The organism is Bacillus sp. B15-48 (assembly GCF_016879755.1).
Lineage (GTDB): Bacteria > Bacillota > Bacilli > Bacillales > Cytobacillaceae > Mesobacillus_B.
Map to the genome: position 1 here is coordinate 960,620 of NZ_WOFU01000001.1, position 16,942 is coordinate 977,561.

Here is a 16,942-nt window from a genome sequence, read left to right on the forward strand (position 1 = left end):
ATCTTAAGAGTTACTTGTTTCAGTTGTGTTTGTTGAAGAATCATTGTCTTCCGTTGAAGAGTCTTCGTCTTTTTCCTCTTCATTTGAAGTTTCATCTTCTTCATCTGAAGATTCATTGTTTGTTGACTCTTCATCTTCAGTTTTCGACTCATCTTCTTCGGTTGCTGAATCATCTTTAGTAGCGTCTGTACCAGCATTATTTTTACCAGAATCGCCAGGATCAACTTCTTCCAAAGCGCTTAATGGCTTGTCAAAATAATCAAGTGGGTTTACAGGCACACCGTCTTTGCGAATTTCAAAATGAACGTGTACGCCTGCTTTTTCATTAAACTGGCTTGTTCCAGCAGTGGCAATTGTATCACCTTGCTCGACCATGTCACCAGCTTTCACTTGGATATTTTTAATTGATTGATACTGTGTTACAATTCCATTGTCATGATTGATTTCAATTACGTTACCAAGCAACGAGTCTTCCTTAACAGTAATGACTTCACCGCTTAATGATGCAATAACATTAAACTCTTCGTCATCGTTTGCACCAATCGCAATCCCTGTATTGGGATGATATTGGTTATTGTAAACGACGATTGCTGCTTCTTGCTCAGCTTTGTCCATGTCATTGTCATAGAATTGCATTTTTATGACCGCACTGTCAACATCTGCTACTGGCATAACGAAATTTTCCAAAGAACGATTGACTTCAACTGCTGGTTCGCCGGAAAACTCTCTGTTCGACTGTTCTGTCACCTCATCTAGTTGATCAGTCGCTTGTTCACCGCTATTTTGGAACCAGATAACACCTGTTAGAATGATTGCGGCACTTGCTAAATAAACTGCTGGATACGCCCACCGCTTCTTAAAAAAGCGTTTAAAGCTCTTTTCTTGAGAAGATTTTTCCTCTCTCATTTTCATCACCTCAGCAATCATTCTGAACAGATGTAAAAAAATATATACATAGTTTTGAAAATTTTTTAAATGCTTATTTTTCGACAAAGCTTGTCGTTTTATACATTTTCTTTTTAAAAAATATTTTTGGGGGTTCATAATGAAATACGTCATTCGGATTTTACCTATTGTTTATATGATTTTAATTTGGATTTTATCAAGCATGCCTGCGAACGCTGTTGTCGAATTGCCGAATCAGAGGGTGGATACGTTTATAAAAGAGTCGCTCCATCTCGTTGAATTTGCAATTTTATATGTGCTGTTGTTTTTAGCGGGGCTGACGTTTGCAGGGTTCAAGCCGGTGATGAGCTTTATTTTTATGGGCGTGGCGATTTTGTACGGGCTGATTGATGAGATTCACCAATCGTTCGTGCCGTATCGATCGGCAACCGTGAATGACTTCGTTAAGGACACAATCGGCGTGTTAGTCGTGTCCCATTTTATGCACCACGCCTATTTTAATGAGAAGTTCCCGAAGCTGCGTGGGGTGTTGGTGAGGTTTGAGGGTTGGGTGAAGGGTTAGGTTGGTTGGTTGGTAGTTTGGTGGATTGGACTTAGGGTGGAGGGGTTTTTTATTGCTAGTACTGGATTAAAAAGGTGGATTGGTTATAAACTGAGTGGGTTTTATTGCTAGTACTCGGATTATAGAACGGAGTGGGATTAAACGGTGTGGATCTTATTACTAGTACTAGCATTAAAAACTGAATTCGGCCTAAAATTGAGTGGGTTTTATTGCTAGTACTCGGATTAACCGTAATTATCGGGATGGTTTATTACTAGTACTCGGATTAAAGCGATTTTTAGCCGTTTTTTATTGCTAGTACTTGGATTATAACAGCGTTCTGGCCTCCGTTTAATGCCAGTACTCGGATTAACACCTCATTTTAGGCTGTTTTATTACGAGTACTAGCAATATATCAATGAAATTTGGTGTTTTTAATACTAGTACTTGGATTAAAAAACGCGTTACCAGCATTATCGTTCTAAAACACATGGATCTGCTCGGCCAAAAGAGTCAGACAAAAACATTAATTACCTTTTCTAGAAAAACCATACAAACGGGTTGTGCTTTTACCTAGTACTCGGATTATAAAACTGGATTCGGCCTAAACTGAGTGACTTTTATTACTAGTACTCCCGATTAACCGTGATTATCGTGCTGGTTTATTGCTAGTACTTGGATTATATCGGCCTTTTGACCTCTGTTTATTGCTAGTACTCGGATTAAAACCCAAAAATTAATTTGTCACAAAATCTCCATAACCGCACGCACGCAATTGTTGTATGATTGAACCAAACAGTTTAAGGAGGATTTTGACTTTGATTCTGCTTCCCCGTTCGATTCCACTCATCGTCCCTTTCAATCATGCTTTAATCCAGAGATTGCCTCAGTCTCATCCGAAGCTTCCTATTATTGAAAAAGATATTCGCACGTTTATGGCCGGTTATCGTGGCGAAGTCAATACCGATTACCATTTGGAGTTTCTTAACGACAATCATCACTACGTTTTCCAAGGTATACGTTTGCCCCATGGCACAAACTTCTTTCAAATTGACCATCTGCTCATCTGCTCCAAATACATCCTACAAATTGAAACAAAAAATCATCGTGGAGAACTTACTATTAGCGAAGAGCAATTCAGCCAGACTTCGAATAACAGTGAAAAAGGCTACACCAACCCTTATCATCAAACGATGCAGCATAAGGACCAGCTCTATGATTGGTTAGAGGCACATGGGTTGCCGAAGCTGCCAATCATCTCTCTCGCCGTCCTTAGTCACCCCTCCGCAATTATAAAATCAACCGATTCAACGATTCTCCAACACCTTTGTAAGGTCGACAATTTGAAAAATAAGATCTTAACCCATACAAATCACTTGTCAGAGCGGATTTGCAGCGAAAAAGAGTTGAAACGAATTAGTAATTTTTTATTAAAAGACCACACCCCACATTTCCCTGATCTACAAACAACGTATGGAATTCTGCCATCTGAACTTGTCCATAAGGTCCGCTGTCCGAACTGTACCTGCTTCCAGATGGCACGCAAAGATCGAGTTTGGGTTTGTCCGCACTGTTTTTATCATTCAAAAACAGCCTATCATGATGCTTTACTCGATTATTTCTTATTAATTAAGCCGACCATCACCAATCGGGAGTTTCGCGATTTTTTTGGAATTGACAATATTAAAACGGCCACCTATCTTCTTTCCTCACAAGACTTACCAAGCACAGGAATAAAAAAAGGCCGCGTCTATTTGCGGCCAATTGACTTTCTCGCTCAAATCGAAGAACGTTATCTTCGCCAGACGAGTAAACAATGAATTTTAGCATTAAAAGTTTTTTTAGAGTTTTAGCATACAATGTGTCCATTTTGAGTTTTAGCGTACAAGGCGTTTCTCTGGGCTTCAGCCATAAGAAACGTCAGTCTCTATCTTTGCGCCACTTGGGCAAGTGTCGGTTCGCTCGATGTTATTTCCACACCTTTGTAGTAATGCTTAACGATGTCTTCATACGTTTTCCCTTCGGCTGCCATTCCGTTTGCGCCATATTGGCTCATGCCAACGCCATGGCCATAGCCGGTTGTTTCGATGATGACATTATCGCCTTTTACTTGCCATTTAAAATCGCTTGAATTTAGACCCAGTCTTTCGCGGACATCCTTTCCGCTTAAAACCTTTCCAGCAATCTCCACCTTGCCGACACGATTTCCTGGTGTACGCTCGAGGATTGTACCGATGTTTGTTCGGTCGCTTAATTGAACCCCGAGTCGGCGCTCAAAATCACTGATCGGCATGATTGTTTGCTCGGTAAATTTAGGGGATGCTTTATCCCAAGGGCTTTCAACGCTTCGTAAATACGGATACTTATTTGACCAATAGTCTTCGGAGTTTTCTGTATAGCCATTGCTCGTAGAGAAGAACGTCGCTGTAATCGGATTGCCTTCATACGTTAAAATTTGTCCATCGGTTGCTCGAACGGCTTCGATCACTTTGCTCATTTTCCAATCATAATCAGCGCCCCATTGCCGCTTTAACTCATCTCTATTTTTATACACTTGGTGGGCTTCAGTATCTGTCACTTCCGCTCCTTCTGGAAGTGTGCTCGTTTCATTCGTTAAAATATGTCGAAGATAATACGTCCGCGCAGTTAATGCTTGTGCCTTCAATGCTTCCAATTCAAACTCGGCTGGCATTTCGGCAGAGACAACGCCATATAAATATTCATCGAGTGGCACTTTTTCCAGCTGTGATTGCGCTGTCCGAAAGACAGCCACTTCCACTGCTGAATCGGCTAACGGCTCAGCTGCCATGGGCAAAAAAGGTTCTTCATTTAGTTTTCCGCTCGCCTTCTCCCCCATAAATGGAAGAACAAGCAAGGTCGGAATCAGGAGGATGACAGTAAATAATGTTGCTGTTATGACGAGGATTGGATTGAATTTTTTCATAAGTGGTAGCCTCCATAAATGATTGAAATTAAAACGCTCCTTCAATCTTATGGTCGGGGACAAGCATTTATGACAGCATTCGCTGGACGAAATTATTAATTAAATATTCAGTAAATTACTCTTAAAAAATGAAACAAACGGGGCATCTTTTAACAATTTAGAGTCATTCCGCATATTTTTTGCATTTTTTAGGAATAATTACCATATGATTGAAAAAAATAAAACCGCAGAATCGCGCTCGATTCTCCGGTTTCAGTGATTATGCATTCATATCGGATACGAATGATTCAGCGACTTCGATTTCTTCTAGTTCATTGACGCGTTCAATGTCTGCGCCTAGAGCTGCTAGTTTTTTATGGAAATCAACATAGCCACGATCTAAATGTTTTAATTCGGTCACACGCGTGATTCCTTCCGCTACTAATCCCGTTAAAACTAAAGCGGCAGCCGCGCGTAAATCAGTTGCAGCTACTTCTGCGCCTTGTAGATTAGATGGACCATTCATAATCACTGAGCGACCATCAATTTTAATCTGCGCATTCATGCGACGGAATTCTTCAACATGCATAAAGCGATTTTCAAACACAGTTTCCGTGATCATACTTGTTCCTTGAGCACGTAAAAGCAATGCCATCATTTGTGATTGCATGTCTGTCGGGAAACCAGGGTGCGGCATCGTTTTAATGTCAACGGCCTTTAATGATTCAGATCCGATGACGCGTATGCCTTCCTGCTCTTCTTCGATGATCACGCCCATTTCTTCCATCTTCGCAATTAATGAAGACAAATGTTCTGGAACAGCACCTTTGATTAAGACGTTTCCACCAGTAATTGCCGCAGCTACCATAAAGGTACCGGCTTCAATGCGGTCGGGGATAATGGAATGTTCCACTCCGAACAGCAAGTCGACACCTTCTATTTTGATTGTTCCAGTTCCTGCACCTTTTACTTTTGCTCCCATTTTATTGAGGAAGTTTGCAAGGTCGACGATTTCTGGTTCTTTTGCAACGTTTTCGAGAATCGTTGTACCTTTAGCAAGGACTGCAGCCATCATAATATTTTCAGTTGCTCCGACACTTGGGAAGTCAAGGTAGACTTTCGCGCCATGTAAGCCATCTGGAGCTTCAGCTTCGATAAAGCCATTTCCTACCTTTACTTTTGCTCCCATTGCTTCAAAGCCCTTTAAATGTTGGTCAATCGGACGAGATCCAATTGCACAGCCCCCTGGCAATGCTACGCGCGCACGCCCATTCCGGCCAAGCAAAGATCCCATAACTAATACAGAAGCACGCATTTTGCGTACATATTCAAACGGTGCCTCAATATTCAACTCTTTTGATGCATCGACGACAATTTTGTTATTTTTAAACTCCACATTGGCGTTTAAAGAACGTAATACTTGGTTGATCGTGTATACATCGGAGAGAGTTGGAACATCACGAATGACACTTTTTCCATCACTTGCTAATAATGATGCAGCGATCACAGGCAGTACGGCATTTTTTGCTCCTTCTACTTTAACAGTACCGCTTAGCCTTTTCCCGCCGCGGACGATGATTTTTTCCAAATGTATTCCCCTCCGCGTCCAATTTCTATATATTAATATTCAATCGTGATGATGGGTGTGCCAACTACGAGGGTTGTATTTCCACCCATTCCTTCTTGTTTTCGCAATCCAAGCTGTAAATTCATTTCATGGTCTTCACTTAATACGCCTGTAAGCAGTGGTGAATAAGCAGACGTAGAAATAAACATATCCTCTTCTAATGCTTCCAGTTTTTCTGCATCAAACACTACTAATAGCCTTTCCATTGTATAAGGCAAAGACTTGTTCATCTTATCACTGATTTCAGCTTTGATACAAGAAAAAGTTGTTGCATTTCCGCGAAAAATGTCAAATAATCTCCCTTGCCACTGTTTATTCACAAATGCTTCTGAATCATTGTCCCAAGACTGACCTTTCACTTCATACATGACATATGTATGTAACTGATCACTTGTGATTTTAATTTTTTCCTCATAGTTCGATGTATGCTTCCTAGCGGTATTCCCACTCCATGTCCAATCTGGGAACATTGCTTTTAATTCGGCTACCAGTTCCTCTTCCTGAACATCTTCCAACTTCTCCCTAGAATATAAAGACCAGTCAGTGATTAAAATATGTTCGTCATTTAAAATTGAGACCAATGTTTTTAGATCTTGTTCAGAGCTTGCACCAATCATGTTATTCCCTGCCTGAAAAACGATAAAACTAAAAATTGCCAAAACGAATAAAAAATGTGACAAAACCCTCATCTCTATCTCTCCTCCCCTTACTACCATTTTTACCAGGATTCTGAGGAGCATACTTGGGAAATCTCGTCACTTTTTGACAAATATTCATTTCAGGAGGGTAGATTTTGCGAAGTTTCTCACAAGTATTTCCGACCTATGAAAAAACACAAGCCTAAAACCAATTTTACTTAATAATCCCCTTTTTGGAAACATGTATTAATACCCAATTTATAAAAAAAATTACTGAAATAGGATAGGAAGCGTTTGGGACCAAAGTAAATAATCGAGAAAGAAGTTGCTCACGGTCGAGCCAAGGAAAATCGAGAGCAATATATAGAGAACTCTTGCTTGAAACACGCGATTTGCTCGTAATAATTTATCAAAATGCAACGCTTGTAACGCCCACCAAGATAATGCGATGAACGTTAAATGTGATAAGATGCTGATTAAAGCTTGTGCACCAAAATCTGTGATCATCCTTTCGCTCCTTTCAGTAGCCAGTTTCCCAATTTACCGCATTAATCCCCTTAATAATAGACGGATTAGGAATCATGAGGTTTCATTTTTTTAACCATTTTTCTATTTTATATGCCAACATTTATTTTATTCCCGCAAACAACTAGAAAAAGCTAGCCTCCCCCAAGGCTAGCTTTTCTTAAAAACCCCTCTTTTGTTTGTGCTAACTTAATCTCCCAATTAAGCTTAGTTCAAGAAATCAATAAATTGATTAAAGTTTGTTGATAAAAAGTCAAAGGCAAGCTGCGGCATGACTCCGAACAGAATCGTTGCTGCGGCACAAAGGACGATGACGATGGTCATTCCAACTGGCATCTTTAATTTCGTATCATCTGTTGCCGGACGGAAGAACATTTGTGTCATAATGCCGAAATAGTAGAAATAAGATACAACCGTTGTCGCAATCATAATCGAGGCGAGCACATAATGTGACGGATTGACCATAAGCGCCCCTAAGAAGATATTCAACTTCCCGATAAATCCAGCCGTTCCTGGAATCCCAGCGAGTGACAGAATGAAGATTGCCATTGTAACTGCAATAAGTGGTGAACGACGATAGAGCCCGGCAAATTGACTAATATCCTCTGAATCTGATTTCGTTGTTACGAGCTGAATGATCGCAAACGCTCCAAGATTCATGAACAAATAAGCAAACATGTAAAACCAAATACTGTCAAACATCACATAACTCATCGCTGTGAACGCTACAAGAATATACCCGGCATGGGCAACACTTGAATACGCAAATAGGCGTTTAAGATTGCGCTGCCTTAAAGCGATGACGTTTCCGACAATCATCGTCACAGCGGCAAGGAAGCCGATGAAGTCCTGAAGGTTAAACAGCAGCGGGACATTGTCCACTTGCACAGCGGCAAAAATCGACAGCATGATGCGAATCATAATGACAAAGCCAGCAATTTTCGACACAACGCTTAAGAATGCGGTAACAGGTGTCGGTGCCCCCTCGTACACATCTGGAGCCCACATATGGAATGGCACGGATGCCAGCTTAAACGAAAGGCCAATAAATACGAGTAAAAATGAGAGGCCAAGCAAATAAAGATACTGTGGCTCGGTAATCGTCATTAACATCCCAGACATTTCCTTCAAGTTCGTAGACCCCGTTATTCCGTATAAATAACTCATCCCGAACATGAGGATCGCTGTTGCCAAACTTCCGTTAATGATATATTTCATTGCTGATTCATTTGATTTCAAGTTTTTCTTGCGTAAGCCGGCAAGAACATAAGAAGAAATCGATAATGTTTCAAGGCCGACGAACAACGTAATTAAGTCGCCGCTCGACGTCATAATCATTGCCCCGAGCAAAGCAGCTAAGAACAAATAGTAAAATTCGCCACGGTATTCTTTTAGCCCTTCTTTCGGGTCATAATCAATCGCTAGTAACAGGACAAATAGTGAACCTACAAGCAATAAGAGCTTAAAGGCTTTCGCAAAGCCATCAAGTCTAAAGGTGTCAAATAAAATCGCGCCTGTTTCGGCACCAAGCAAAGAAATCAGCGCGATGATTGCCAATAGGACTGCGGCAACGCTAAGCCAACCTAAAAGTTTGCGATCGATTTTTTTCGGTAGAAATAAATCGAGCAAAGTGATGATAACCATGGAAATGAGAATGATGAATTCCGGACCCATCAATCCCCAATCATATGATAGTAATGTCTCTAAATCCATCCTTCATCACCCTCCTAACCCTAACACGATGGTCTCTAATGGCTGACTTAATACGGCTGGATAGACGCCAATTAGGATAATTAGACCGACAAGGACAAGCACCGGTGCCCATTCGAATGAACGAAGGTCGGTTATGCCGGCAAATTCACGATTCGATTTTCCGTACGTAATGCCAAGGACAGCACGCAGCAAGTAAACGGCCGTCATAATAATTCCAATTGCCCCAATCGCAGCTAAAATTGGCTGCACTTGGAACAGCCCGAGAAAGGCCATAAACTCACTGACAAATCCGCTCATCCCCGGTAAGCCGAGTGAAGCCATCGCGCCTGCTAGTAAGAACCCAGAGGCAATCGGCATTCCCTTCGCCATTCCACCGAGCTTCGGAATCTCCGTCGTTTGCACACGCTCGTAAAAGACACTTACTAAGAAGAACAGCAACGCAGAAATTAACCCGTGGGAAACAACTTGGAAAATCGCCCCTTGAATCCCTGCTTCGTTATAGGCGCCAAGACCGATAAGCACAATTCCCATATGGGAAATCGATGAGTAAGCAAGTACCATTTTGAAATCGGTTTGGATAAAGGCGAGGAACGCTCCGTACAGGAGGTTAATCACCCCAAGAACGGCAATCAGTACCGCTAAACTTTGAAACTGCTCTGGGAAAATCCCCATCCCGAACCGAATGAGACCAAATGCACCAATTTTCAACAAAACACCTGAGTGAAGCATAACAATCGATGGTGGTGCCTCAACATGGACACGCAGCATCCACGTATGGAGCGGGAAGATTGGCAGCTTCACACCGAAGGCAATTAATAACGCGATCAATAATCCGTATTTTAGAGATTCGGAGATTGGTGTAATCATTTGCGCATCGGGATTATTTACAATTACTTTTAATGCTTCAATATTTGTTGTTCCTGTTTTGGCGAATAACACCATAATCACAATTAATAACACGGCCGAACCGAGACCGTTATAGATAAGGAAGCTGTAGGCTGCCTTCTCTTTTGCAAAATAGCCCCATTTACCAATTAAGAAAAACATTGGGATTAAGGTAATTTCAAAAAAGAGGAAGAATAAAATTAAGTTTTGGGCCGTAAATACACCTAGCATCCCAATTTCAAGCAGTAAGAAAAGCATGAAATAACCTTTCCATTCCTTCTTAATATGGAAGGAAGCCAGTGCTGCTAATGTCGATAATACCGCTGTTAACAAGACCATTAATAGCGAAAAACCGTCAATCGCAAGCTCATAATGAACGGCGAACAAATTTGGATTAATTGAACCAAAGTTAGCAAACTGGAACCAGTTTACTTGTTCCGTATAATCAGCGAGGCTTTTCCCGCCAAGATAGGAAAAATAAGCGACGAGCGACAGCACGAGAGCTGGCAAAGTTGCTAAAAAGCCAAGCACTTTTATCCCTTTTTCGTTTCCTTTTGGCATGAATGCCAGCAGCACAATACCAATCAACGGGGAGAAGACAAGTAAGCTTAAATAAAAACTATTCATCCTAAATACCCCCCTGTCAGCGCAAAGATGAGCACGAGTACGGCAAGTCCGACAAAGGCGACGGCTCCGTATGTTTGGGTTTGACCGCTCTGCAGCTTCGAACCAACTTTTCCTAGACCGCGAATGGTACCAGTAACGAGTTTGACTAACCCTTCAACAAAGAATAACTCGATAAAGCGAAGGAATAAACTAACTGCCTTTGTTCCATACACAAACGTGCTATTGTAAATTTCATCGACAAAATACTTATTCTTTACAATCAAATATAAGTTTGGTGCCCTGCTCGTGAACCAATCAGGGGCAAGTGTTTTGCGGTAATACATTAAATAAGCTAAGTAAATTCCTGCCAGCGACACAAGCGTTGCGACAATCATAATCCATGCAGGACCGCTTAAATGTCCAGGTCCTAGAAGATCATTGTCAGCGACGAGCCAATCGCCAAGGAATGTGCCAAACCACGGTGTGTTCACATAACCGGCGACGACCGCCAAAATGCCAAGGACAATCATCGGTGCTGTCATCGAAGTTGGCGATTCGTGAACATTTTTCATTTCGCTTCGTGGTTCGCCTGTAAATACCATAAAGAACAAGCGGAACATATAAAACGCTGTAAAGAAAGCTGCAATCACTGCAAGTGAGAAAAGAACGTAGTTTCCGTTTGCCCACGTAGCAATTAAAATTTCATCTTTACTAAAGAACCCAGATAACAGCGGCACCCCACTGATAGCAAGTGTTCCGATTAAAAATAACGGACCAGTCAGGCGTAGCTTCTTCCAAAGTCCACCCATTTTTTCAATATCTTGCATATGATGGGTTGCGTAAATAACGCTACCTGCTGCTAAGAACAGCAATGCTTTGAAAAACGCATGGGTCATTAAATGAAACACACCAGCCACATAGCCAGCTGCACCGAGTGCAAGCATCATATAACCGAGCTGACTGATCGTTGAATAGGCGAGCACGCGTTTAATATCATTTTGTGTGAGACCAATTGTCGCCGCGAAGATCGCCGTAAAAGCACCGGTGACAGCAACGACGGTCATCGCTGTTTGACTCGCTTCAAAGAGCGGGAACAGCGCTGCTACTAAATACACCCCAGCGGCAACCATCGTTGCTGCATGGATTAATGCTGACACAGGCGTCGGACCTTCCATCGCGTCCGGAAGCCATGTGTGGAGCGGAAACTGACCAGATTTTCCGATTGCCCCGATAAAAATTAAAATTGCTGTTAACGTAATCATGAAACCGGATACTTCACCAGCTTGAACACTAGCAAAGATTTCATCATACTCAAAACTTCCGGTTTGCCAGAATAGAAGAATCATCCCGACGAGCAGGCCGACATCCCCGATTCTAGTCATAATGAATGCTTTCTTCGCTGCTGCCTTGGCTTCATTTTTACTAAAATAAAAACCAATCAACAGGAAGGAACCTAGCCCTACAAGCTCCCAGAAAATATAGGTTTGTAGGAGGTTTGGTGAGAGCACAAGGCCGAGCATCGCAAAGGTGAACAAACCTAGATAGGCATAGAACACCGGGAAGCGCTCATCGCCATGCATATAGCCTTTTGAGTAAGTATGTACTAGAAAGCTGACGAGTGAGACAATCACCAGCATCAGTGCATTTAATTGATTTACCTCAAATCCCACTGTTAATTGCAGTTGTCCTATTTGGAGCCAGTCAGCCTCTGCCTTGAAGGTCGGCCCGGTGAAGCGAGCGACCAAGACGATGACTGAATAGACCAAAGCGGCGAGGGTTAGAAAAATCCCTACATACGCACTCGCTTCTTTAAGGCGCCGGCCGAACAGAAGGAGCAGTATGAACGAAATGAGCGGGAAAAGCGGAATGAGCCAAGCATTCTCCATCTGTATCACAATCCCCTTTTTTGTACGCGCATACTTTCGCGCGCCAGATTGTGCCCGTTTTGTGGGGCTTATAACTGTGTTTTTACTATTTCACATACATTTTTGATTCAACTGATTCACTTGATTACGATTAATGTTTCAACTCGTTCATTTTATCAATATTGACGGTTTTCCGATTGCGGTACAATGCTAATAAAATCGCAATTCCAACTGCCACTTCTGCGGCAGCGACGGCAATGACAAAGACCGCAAACACTTGACCAGTAATCGACGGAATCATTCCGAATTTACTAAAGGCAACAAGATTAATGCTCACCGCATTTAGCATCAACTCAATCGAAATCAAGACGATGATTGTGTTCCTTTTCGTCAAGGCACCGTATAGGCCAATGCAAAACAGAATCAAAGCAAGCGTTAAAAAAGCTGAAAGATTCATTCCTTATCCGCCTCCTCATCTTCATCCTTCTTTGAAAGAATGATCGCTCCTACAAAGGCAACTAACAAGAGGACGGACATTAATTCAAATGGAATAATGTATTCTGAGAAGAGCAAAATCCCAATTTGCTCCGTATTATTCACATGCAAATCAGCTGGCGGACCGCCAAAGTCGAGATTATAAATGCCGACATAGAACACGGCACCAAAGGCAAGCACGCCGAGAATGAGCCATACTTTTTTCCATCTAGGAGTTTTCGTTGTCGTTTCATCTTCATCATTATGGTTCGTCAGCATAATTCCGAAAAGCAGGATAACCGTAATGGCACCAGAGTAAATCATAATTTGAACAACGCCGAGAAATTCTGCCGAAAGGAGAATATAAATGCCAGCGATGCTTAAAAATGTAAAGACGAGCGCGATTACCATGTGAACAACTTTTCTTAAGTTCAGTAACAACACACCGCCAACAATCGCAACTAAAGCAAGTGCGAAAAATGCGAAAAATTCGCCTGAAAAGGTCATGGCTTATTCACCTTCCGTACATTCTCGTCATTTTCATCGAGCCATTCTAAATTTTTAAATAAATCATCGCGGCTGTATTCGGCCAGTTCAAAATTATTGGTCATGACAATTGCTTCTGTCGGACAGACCTCTGTACAGAGATCGCAAAGGATACAAATTTCAAAATTAATATCATACGTATCGATGATTTTCCCCTTTTTCGTCGGGTCCGGGTGCTTTTTCCCTGTTAATTGGATGCAATCTGTCGGACAAATATTCGCACATTGATTACAAACAATACATTTTTCCGGATAAAACTTTTGAATCCCTCTAAAGCGGTCCGGTAATGGAATTGGTTCATTCGGATAATCGTACGTTACTTTTTCCTTCGTTAAATTTTTAAGGGTATAAGCTAAACCTTTTGTCCATCCAAGCACATTTTTCACCCCTTATCAGAAAGCGTAGCTGGCTAAAGCAGCTAAACGTTATTTTAAAAAACCGAAAGCAATTCTTTTAACAAAGCCGTTAGGAAAATGTTGATTAACGCCAACGGCAATAACACTTTCCACGCAAATTCCATCAGCATGTCTGGGCGCATCCGCGGGAATGACGCACGGAACCAATAGAACACGTAAGTCACGAGTGCGAACTTTATTGCGAACCAAACGGCTCCTGGAATAAAGCTTAGGAATTCAAATGGTGGCAGCCAGCCGCCAAGGAATAACACGATGATCAACGATGCCATTGCAAACATATACACATATTCAGCGAGCATGAACATCGCCCAACGGAAGCCAGAATACTCGGTATGGAAACCAGCAATAAGCTCGTTCTCTGCTTCGGCTAAGTCAAATGGCACGCGGTACAATTCCGCAGTCGCCGCGATGAAGAAGACGACAAACGCGAGCGGTTGCCAAAGAATAAACCAGCCATTGCTTGCCTGCATGCTAACAATTTCATTTAAATTGATGCTCCCTGTTAACAGGACAATTCCAAGAACACTCATGACGAGCGGGATTTCATAAGAGACCATTTGCGCCGCGGCACGCATTCCACCGAGCATTGAATATTTATTATTTGATGCCCACGCCCCGGTTAATATCCCGACAACTGTAATCCCAGTAATTGCCATATAGTAAAGCAAGCCAACACCGAGATCGGCGAACTGTAAACTTTCCGTAAACGGAATCGTCGCGATAACTAAGAAAGCTGGCGCAAACGCAATCACCGGAGCAATGACAAACAACGGTCGATCGGCTGCCTTCGGGATTAAATCTTCTTTTACAAGTAGTTTTAAAACGTCTGCTACTGTTTGTAAAAGTCCCCAGCGGCCACCGAGTTGGTTTGGACCGATCCGGCCTTGCATGAAACCAAGTACTTTCCGTTCTGCAAGGATCGCATACGTAACAAATCCTAAAATCACGAACAAAAACACTAATGCCATGGCAAAGAATATTCCAAAATTCATTAAGCTCGGACTAGAATGCAGAAGGTCCTGTACCATTAGCCGTCAACCTCCCCAAGAACAATATCGAATGCTCCTAAAATTGCGATTAAATTCGAAATATTTTGTCCGACTAATAATTTCGGCAAAATTTGCAGATTATAGAATGACGGTCTTCTAAATTTCAAGCGGTATGGTTCCTTTTTTCCATCGCTGGCAATATAGCAGCCGATTTCACCACGTGCCGCTTCAATTCGCACGTAAGATTCCCCTTTAGGAGCTTTAATGATTTTCGGCACTTTGGCCATAATCGGACCATCTTTCGGGAATTGCTCGACGGCTTGTTCAATAATTTTCAATGACTCTTCGACTTCTTCTAGTCTACACTCATACCGTGCATGGGCATCGCCCGCGTCACGGGTAACAATATTGAAATCGAAACGGTCGTAAATGGAGTACGGCTCATCCTTCCGTAAATCCCATTTCACCCCTGTGCTTCGTAAGTTTACCCCACTAAGGCTGTAATTAATGGCATCTTCTTGCGAATAAGTGCCGACTCCTTTTGTACGGTGAAGGAAAATCTCATTTCCTGATACGAGTTGGTGATAGCCTTTTAACATTTTTCTCATATAAGGAACAAAGTCTCTAACTTTTTCAATCCAGCCTTCTGGTGCATCCCATTTGACGCCTCCTACTCTCATATAATTGTAAGTGAGGCGGGCACCAGATAATTCATTAAGTAAATTGAGAATCATTTCGCGCTCGCGGAATGCATAGAGCAACGGGCTCGTTGCCCCAAAGTCAAGAATGAATGTCCCCCACCAAAGCAAGTGACTTGCGACTCTGTTCAATTCCATTGCGAGGACACGTAAGTATTCGGCCCGTTCTGGGATTTCGATGTCCATCATCGTTTCGACCGCATGGACGAGAACATAGTTGTTCGGCATCGCTGAGATATAATCCATTCGGTCTGTGTATGGAATGATTTGCGTATATTGAAGATCTTCCGCTAGCTTTTCTGTCCCGCGGTGCAAGTAACCAATGACCGGCTTGGCATGGGTAATGACCTCTCCGTCAATTGTTAACACAAGACGGAACACCCCATGCGTACTCGGATGCTGCGGGCCGACGTTTAAAAGGATTTCTTCTGTGCGTTGTACCACCGGCTATACCTCCACATCGTACGGTTCATAGTCTTTTCTTAATGGGTGGCCGATCCAATCTTCTCCAAGCATGATTCGACGCAAATCCGGATGTCCGCTAAAGCGAATACCCAGAAGATCATAGGCTTCGCACTCTGGCCAATCCGCTCCAGCCCATAAGTTTGCCAACGATTCAATCTCAGCGTTGTCTCGGTCAAGTTTTACTTTAAGGGCAACCGATTGTCGATTTTTATATGAATAAAAATGAGCATACACTTCCATATGTGTTTCAAAATCGGACCCATGTATTTCTGATAAATAATCAAAGCTAAGGCTTTCATTAAATTTAAGGAACTCAGCAATTTTATAATAAGATTCCTTTTTCGCTACGAGGGTTGGAACGTCCTTTGATAGATTGTTAATATAGAACTCTTCCAAAACATCCTCGCCTAAATGTTCATGAATAATTTTTACGTACTTATCTAAATACTTTTGGTTTGGTGATGGTTCCTGCGGCGCAGCCTCTGCTTCCGCTTTTGCCGATCCGCCTGCCTTTGCTTTCGCGGCTGCAGCAGCCTTTGCTTTTGCAGCGGCAATGGCTTTCGCTTTTGCATCGTCTCCACCACTAGCGCCTGCCTTTGCTTTCGCTGCCGCTGCGGCTTTTGCTTTTGCAACGGCGGCGGCTTTTTTCTTCGCTAAATCATCAGCTTCGTCTCCTGGTGACTCACCGTCAGCTTCCTGCCCCATCGCTTTTTTCTTTGCTGCCGCTGCGGCTTTTGCTTTTGCGACTGCTGCGGCCTTTTTCTTCGCTAAATCATCGGCTTCGTCTCCTGTTGACTCACCGCCAGCTTCCTGCTCCATCGCTTTTTTCTTTGCTGCGGCTGCGGCTTTTGCTTTTGCGACGGCGGCGGCCTTTTTCTTTGCTAAATCATCGGCTTCGTCTCCTGTTGACTCACCGCCAGCTTCCTGCTCCATCGCTTTTTTCTTTGCTGCGGCTGCGGCTTGTGCTTTTGCGACGGCGGCGGCCTTTTTCTTTGCTAAATCATCAGCTTCGTCTGACGATGTTTCCGCCTTCTTTTCTGTTGCCTGCTTCTTCGCGAGGGCAGCTGCTTTCGCCTTTTCTGCCGCTTCTTTTTTTAATTTTTCAATATCCTTTTCCCCGCTCAT

General features: G+C 42.6%; 16 protein-coding genes. 2 read left to right on the forward strand and 14 right to left on the reverse strand.

Annotated elements, in window-relative coordinates; genetic code table 11:
* Positions 1 to 3 precede the first annotated feature (3 nt).
* Entirely contained in the window at positions 4 to 906 is a 903-nt protein-coding gene (spoIIQ, locus tag GNT69_RS04320; RefSeq protein ID WP_203553702.1) for a stage II sporulation protein SpoIIQ, read from the reverse strand.
* A 139-nt stretch (positions 907 to 1,045) separates the two neighbouring features.
* Here spoIIQ and GNT69_RS04325 point away from each other — a divergent pair, with 139 nt between their 5' ends.
* Positions 1,046 to 1,468 carry a VanZ family protein gene (locus tag GNT69_RS04325; RefSeq protein ID WP_203553703.1) on the forward strand — a complete coding sequence of 141 codons (423 nt, stop codon included), beginning with the start codon at positions 1,046 to 1,048 and terminating at the stop codon, positions 1,466 to 1,468.
* Between the two features lie 797 nt (positions 1,469 to 2,265).
* Positions 2,266 to 3,267 (forward strand): NERD domain-containing protein, encoded by a 1,002-nt coding sequence (locus GNT69_RS04330; RefSeq protein WP_203553704.1) that lies wholly within the window; start codon positions 2,266 to 2,268, stop codon positions 3,265 to 3,267.
* Positions 3,268 to 3,374: 107 nt separating this feature from the next.
* Here GNT69_RS04330 and spoIID read toward each other — a convergent pair whose 3' ends face one another.
* The 13 genes from spoIID to GNT69_RS04395 form a co-directional block, all read right to left on the reverse strand.
* A complete protein-coding gene (spoIID, locus tag GNT69_RS04335) occupies positions 3,375 to 4,391 on the reverse strand; it encodes a stage II sporulation protein D (protein ID WP_203553705.1) in 1,017 nt (338 codons plus the stop codon).
* Positions 4,392 to 4,650: 259 nt separating this feature from the next.
* Positions 4,651 to 5,958, reverse strand: a complete 1,308-nt coding sequence (gene murA / locus GNT69_RS04340) for a UDP-N-acetylglucosamine 1-carboxyvinyltransferase (RefSeq protein ID WP_203553706.1) — start codon at positions 5,956 to 5,958, stop codon at positions 4,651 to 4,653.
* A 32-nt stretch (positions 5,959 to 5,990) separates the two neighbouring features.
* Complete coding sequence (locus GNT69_RS04345) at positions 5,991 to 6,686, reverse strand: YwmB family TATA-box binding protein (RefSeq protein ID WP_203553707.1); 696 nt, start codon at positions 6,684 to 6,686, stop codon at positions 5,991 to 5,993.
* Between the two features lie 219 nt (positions 6,687 to 6,905).
* Positions 6,906 to 7,142, reverse strand: a complete 237-nt coding sequence (locus GNT69_RS04350) for a DUF1146 family protein (RefSeq protein ID WP_203553708.1) — start codon at positions 7,140 to 7,142, stop codon at positions 6,906 to 6,908.
* Between the two features lie 225 nt (positions 7,143 to 7,367).
* A complete protein-coding gene (gene nuoN, locus GNT69_RS04355; RefSeq protein ID WP_203553709.1) occupies positions 7,368 to 8,873 on the reverse strand; it encodes an NADH-quinone oxidoreductase subunit NuoN in 1,506 nt (501 codons plus the stop codon).
* 6 nt (positions 8,874 to 8,879) lie between these two features.
* Positions 8,880 to 10,385 carry an NADH-quinone oxidoreductase subunit M gene (locus GNT69_RS04360; protein WP_203553710.1) on the reverse strand — a complete coding sequence of 502 codons (1,506 nt, stop codon included), beginning with the start codon at positions 10,383 to 10,385 and terminating at the stop codon, positions 8,880 to 8,882.
* Positions 10,382 to 12,250, reverse strand: a complete 1,869-nt coding sequence (nuoL, locus tag GNT69_RS04365; protein ID WP_203553711.1) for an NADH-quinone oxidoreductase subunit L — start codon at positions 12,248 to 12,250, stop codon at positions 10,382 to 10,384. Before nuoL ends, GNT69_RS04360 begins: the two co-directional genes overlap by 4 nt.
* 130 nt (positions 12,251 to 12,380) lie before the next feature.
* Entirely contained in the window at positions 12,381 to 12,686 is a 306-nt protein-coding gene (nuoK, locus tag GNT69_RS04370) for an NADH-quinone oxidoreductase subunit NuoK (RefSeq protein WP_203553712.1), read from the reverse strand.
* Positions 12,683 to 13,210: an NADH-quinone oxidoreductase subunit J gene (locus GNT69_RS04375; RefSeq protein WP_203553713.1), complete on the reverse strand. Its 528-nt coding sequence runs from the start codon at positions 13,208 to 13,210 to the stop codon at positions 12,683 to 12,685. The genes nuoK and GNT69_RS04375 overlap by 4 nt, the downstream gene beginning before the upstream one ends.
* On the reverse strand, positions 13,207 to 13,626 hold the full coding sequence (nuoI, locus tag GNT69_RS04380) for an NADH-quinone oxidoreductase subunit NuoI (RefSeq protein ID WP_203553714.1): 420 nt from the start codon (positions 13,624 to 13,626) through the stop codon (positions 13,207 to 13,209). The genes GNT69_RS04375 and nuoI overlap by 4 nt, the downstream gene beginning before the upstream one ends.
* Before the next feature lie 53 nt (positions 13,627 to 13,679).
* Entirely contained in the window at positions 13,680 to 14,693 is a 1,014-nt protein-coding gene (nuoH, locus tag GNT69_RS04385) for an NADH-quinone oxidoreductase subunit NuoH (RefSeq protein ID WP_203553715.1), read from the reverse strand.
* Positions 14,693 to 15,796 carry an NADH-quinone oxidoreductase subunit D gene (locus GNT69_RS04390; protein ID WP_203553716.1) on the reverse strand — a complete coding sequence of 368 codons (1,104 nt, stop codon included), beginning with the start codon at positions 15,794 to 15,796 and terminating at the stop codon, positions 14,693 to 14,695. The genes nuoH and GNT69_RS04390 overlap by 1 nt, the downstream gene beginning before the upstream one ends.
* Before the next feature lie 3 nt (positions 15,797 to 15,799).
* Positions 15,800 to 16,942, reverse strand: coding sequence for an NADH-quinone oxidoreductase subunit C (locus GNT69_RS04395; RefSeq protein WP_203553717.1), 1,143 nt, complete (start codon positions 16,940 to 16,942; stop codon positions 15,800 to 15,802).

What these genes read in the sequence shown, in the direction of transcription:
- nuoL (WP_203553711.1), bottom strand. Translation starts at nt 12,250, where the DNA reads ATGGAGAATGCTTGGCTCATTCCGCTTTTCCCGCTCATTTCGTTCATA.
- GNT69_RS04345 (WP_203553707.1), bottom strand. Translation starts at nt 6,686, where the DNA reads ATGAGGGTTTTGTCACATTTTTTATTCGTTTTGGCAATTTTTAGTTTT.
- nuoN (WP_203553709.1), bottom strand. Translation starts at nt 8,873, where the DNA reads ATGGATTTAGAGACATTACTATCATATGATTGGGGATTGATGGGTCCG.
- spoIID (WP_203553705.1), bottom strand. Translation starts at nt 4,391, where the DNA reads ATGAAAAAATTCAATCCAATCCTCGTCATAACAGCAACATTATTTACT.
- nuoH (WP_203553715.1), bottom strand. Translation starts at nt 14,693, where the DNA reads ATGGTACAGGACCTTCTGCATTCTAGTCCGAGCTTAATGAATTTTGGA.
- GNT69_RS04360 (WP_203553710.1), bottom strand. Translation starts at nt 10,385, where the DNA reads ATGAATAGTTTTTATTTAAGCTTACTTGTCTTCTCCCCGTTGATTGGT.
- nuoK (WP_203553712.1), bottom strand. Translation starts at nt 12,686, where the DNA reads ATGAATCTTTCAGCTTTTTTAACGCTTGCTTTGATTCTGTTTTGCATT.
- GNT69_RS04395 (WP_203553717.1), bottom strand. Translation starts at nt 16,942, where the DNA reads ATGAGCGGGGAAAAGGATATTGAAAAATTAAAAAAAGAAGCGGCAGAA.
- GNT69_RS04375 (WP_203553713.1), bottom strand. Translation starts at nt 13,210, where the DNA reads ATGACCTTTTCAGGCGAATTTTTCGCATTTTTCGCACTTGCTTTAGTT.
- GNT69_RS04325 (WP_203553703.1), top strand. Translation starts at nt 1,046, where the DNA reads ATGAAATACGTCATTCGGATTTTACCTATTGTTTATATGATTTTAATT.
- GNT69_RS04350 (WP_203553708.1), bottom strand. Translation starts at nt 7,142, where the DNA reads ATGATCACAGATTTTGGTGCACAAGCTTTAATCAGCATCTTATCACAT.
- spoIIQ (WP_203553702.1), bottom strand. Translation starts at nt 906, where the DNA reads ATGAGAGAGGAAAAATCTTCTCAAGAAAAGAGCTTTAAACGCTTTTTT.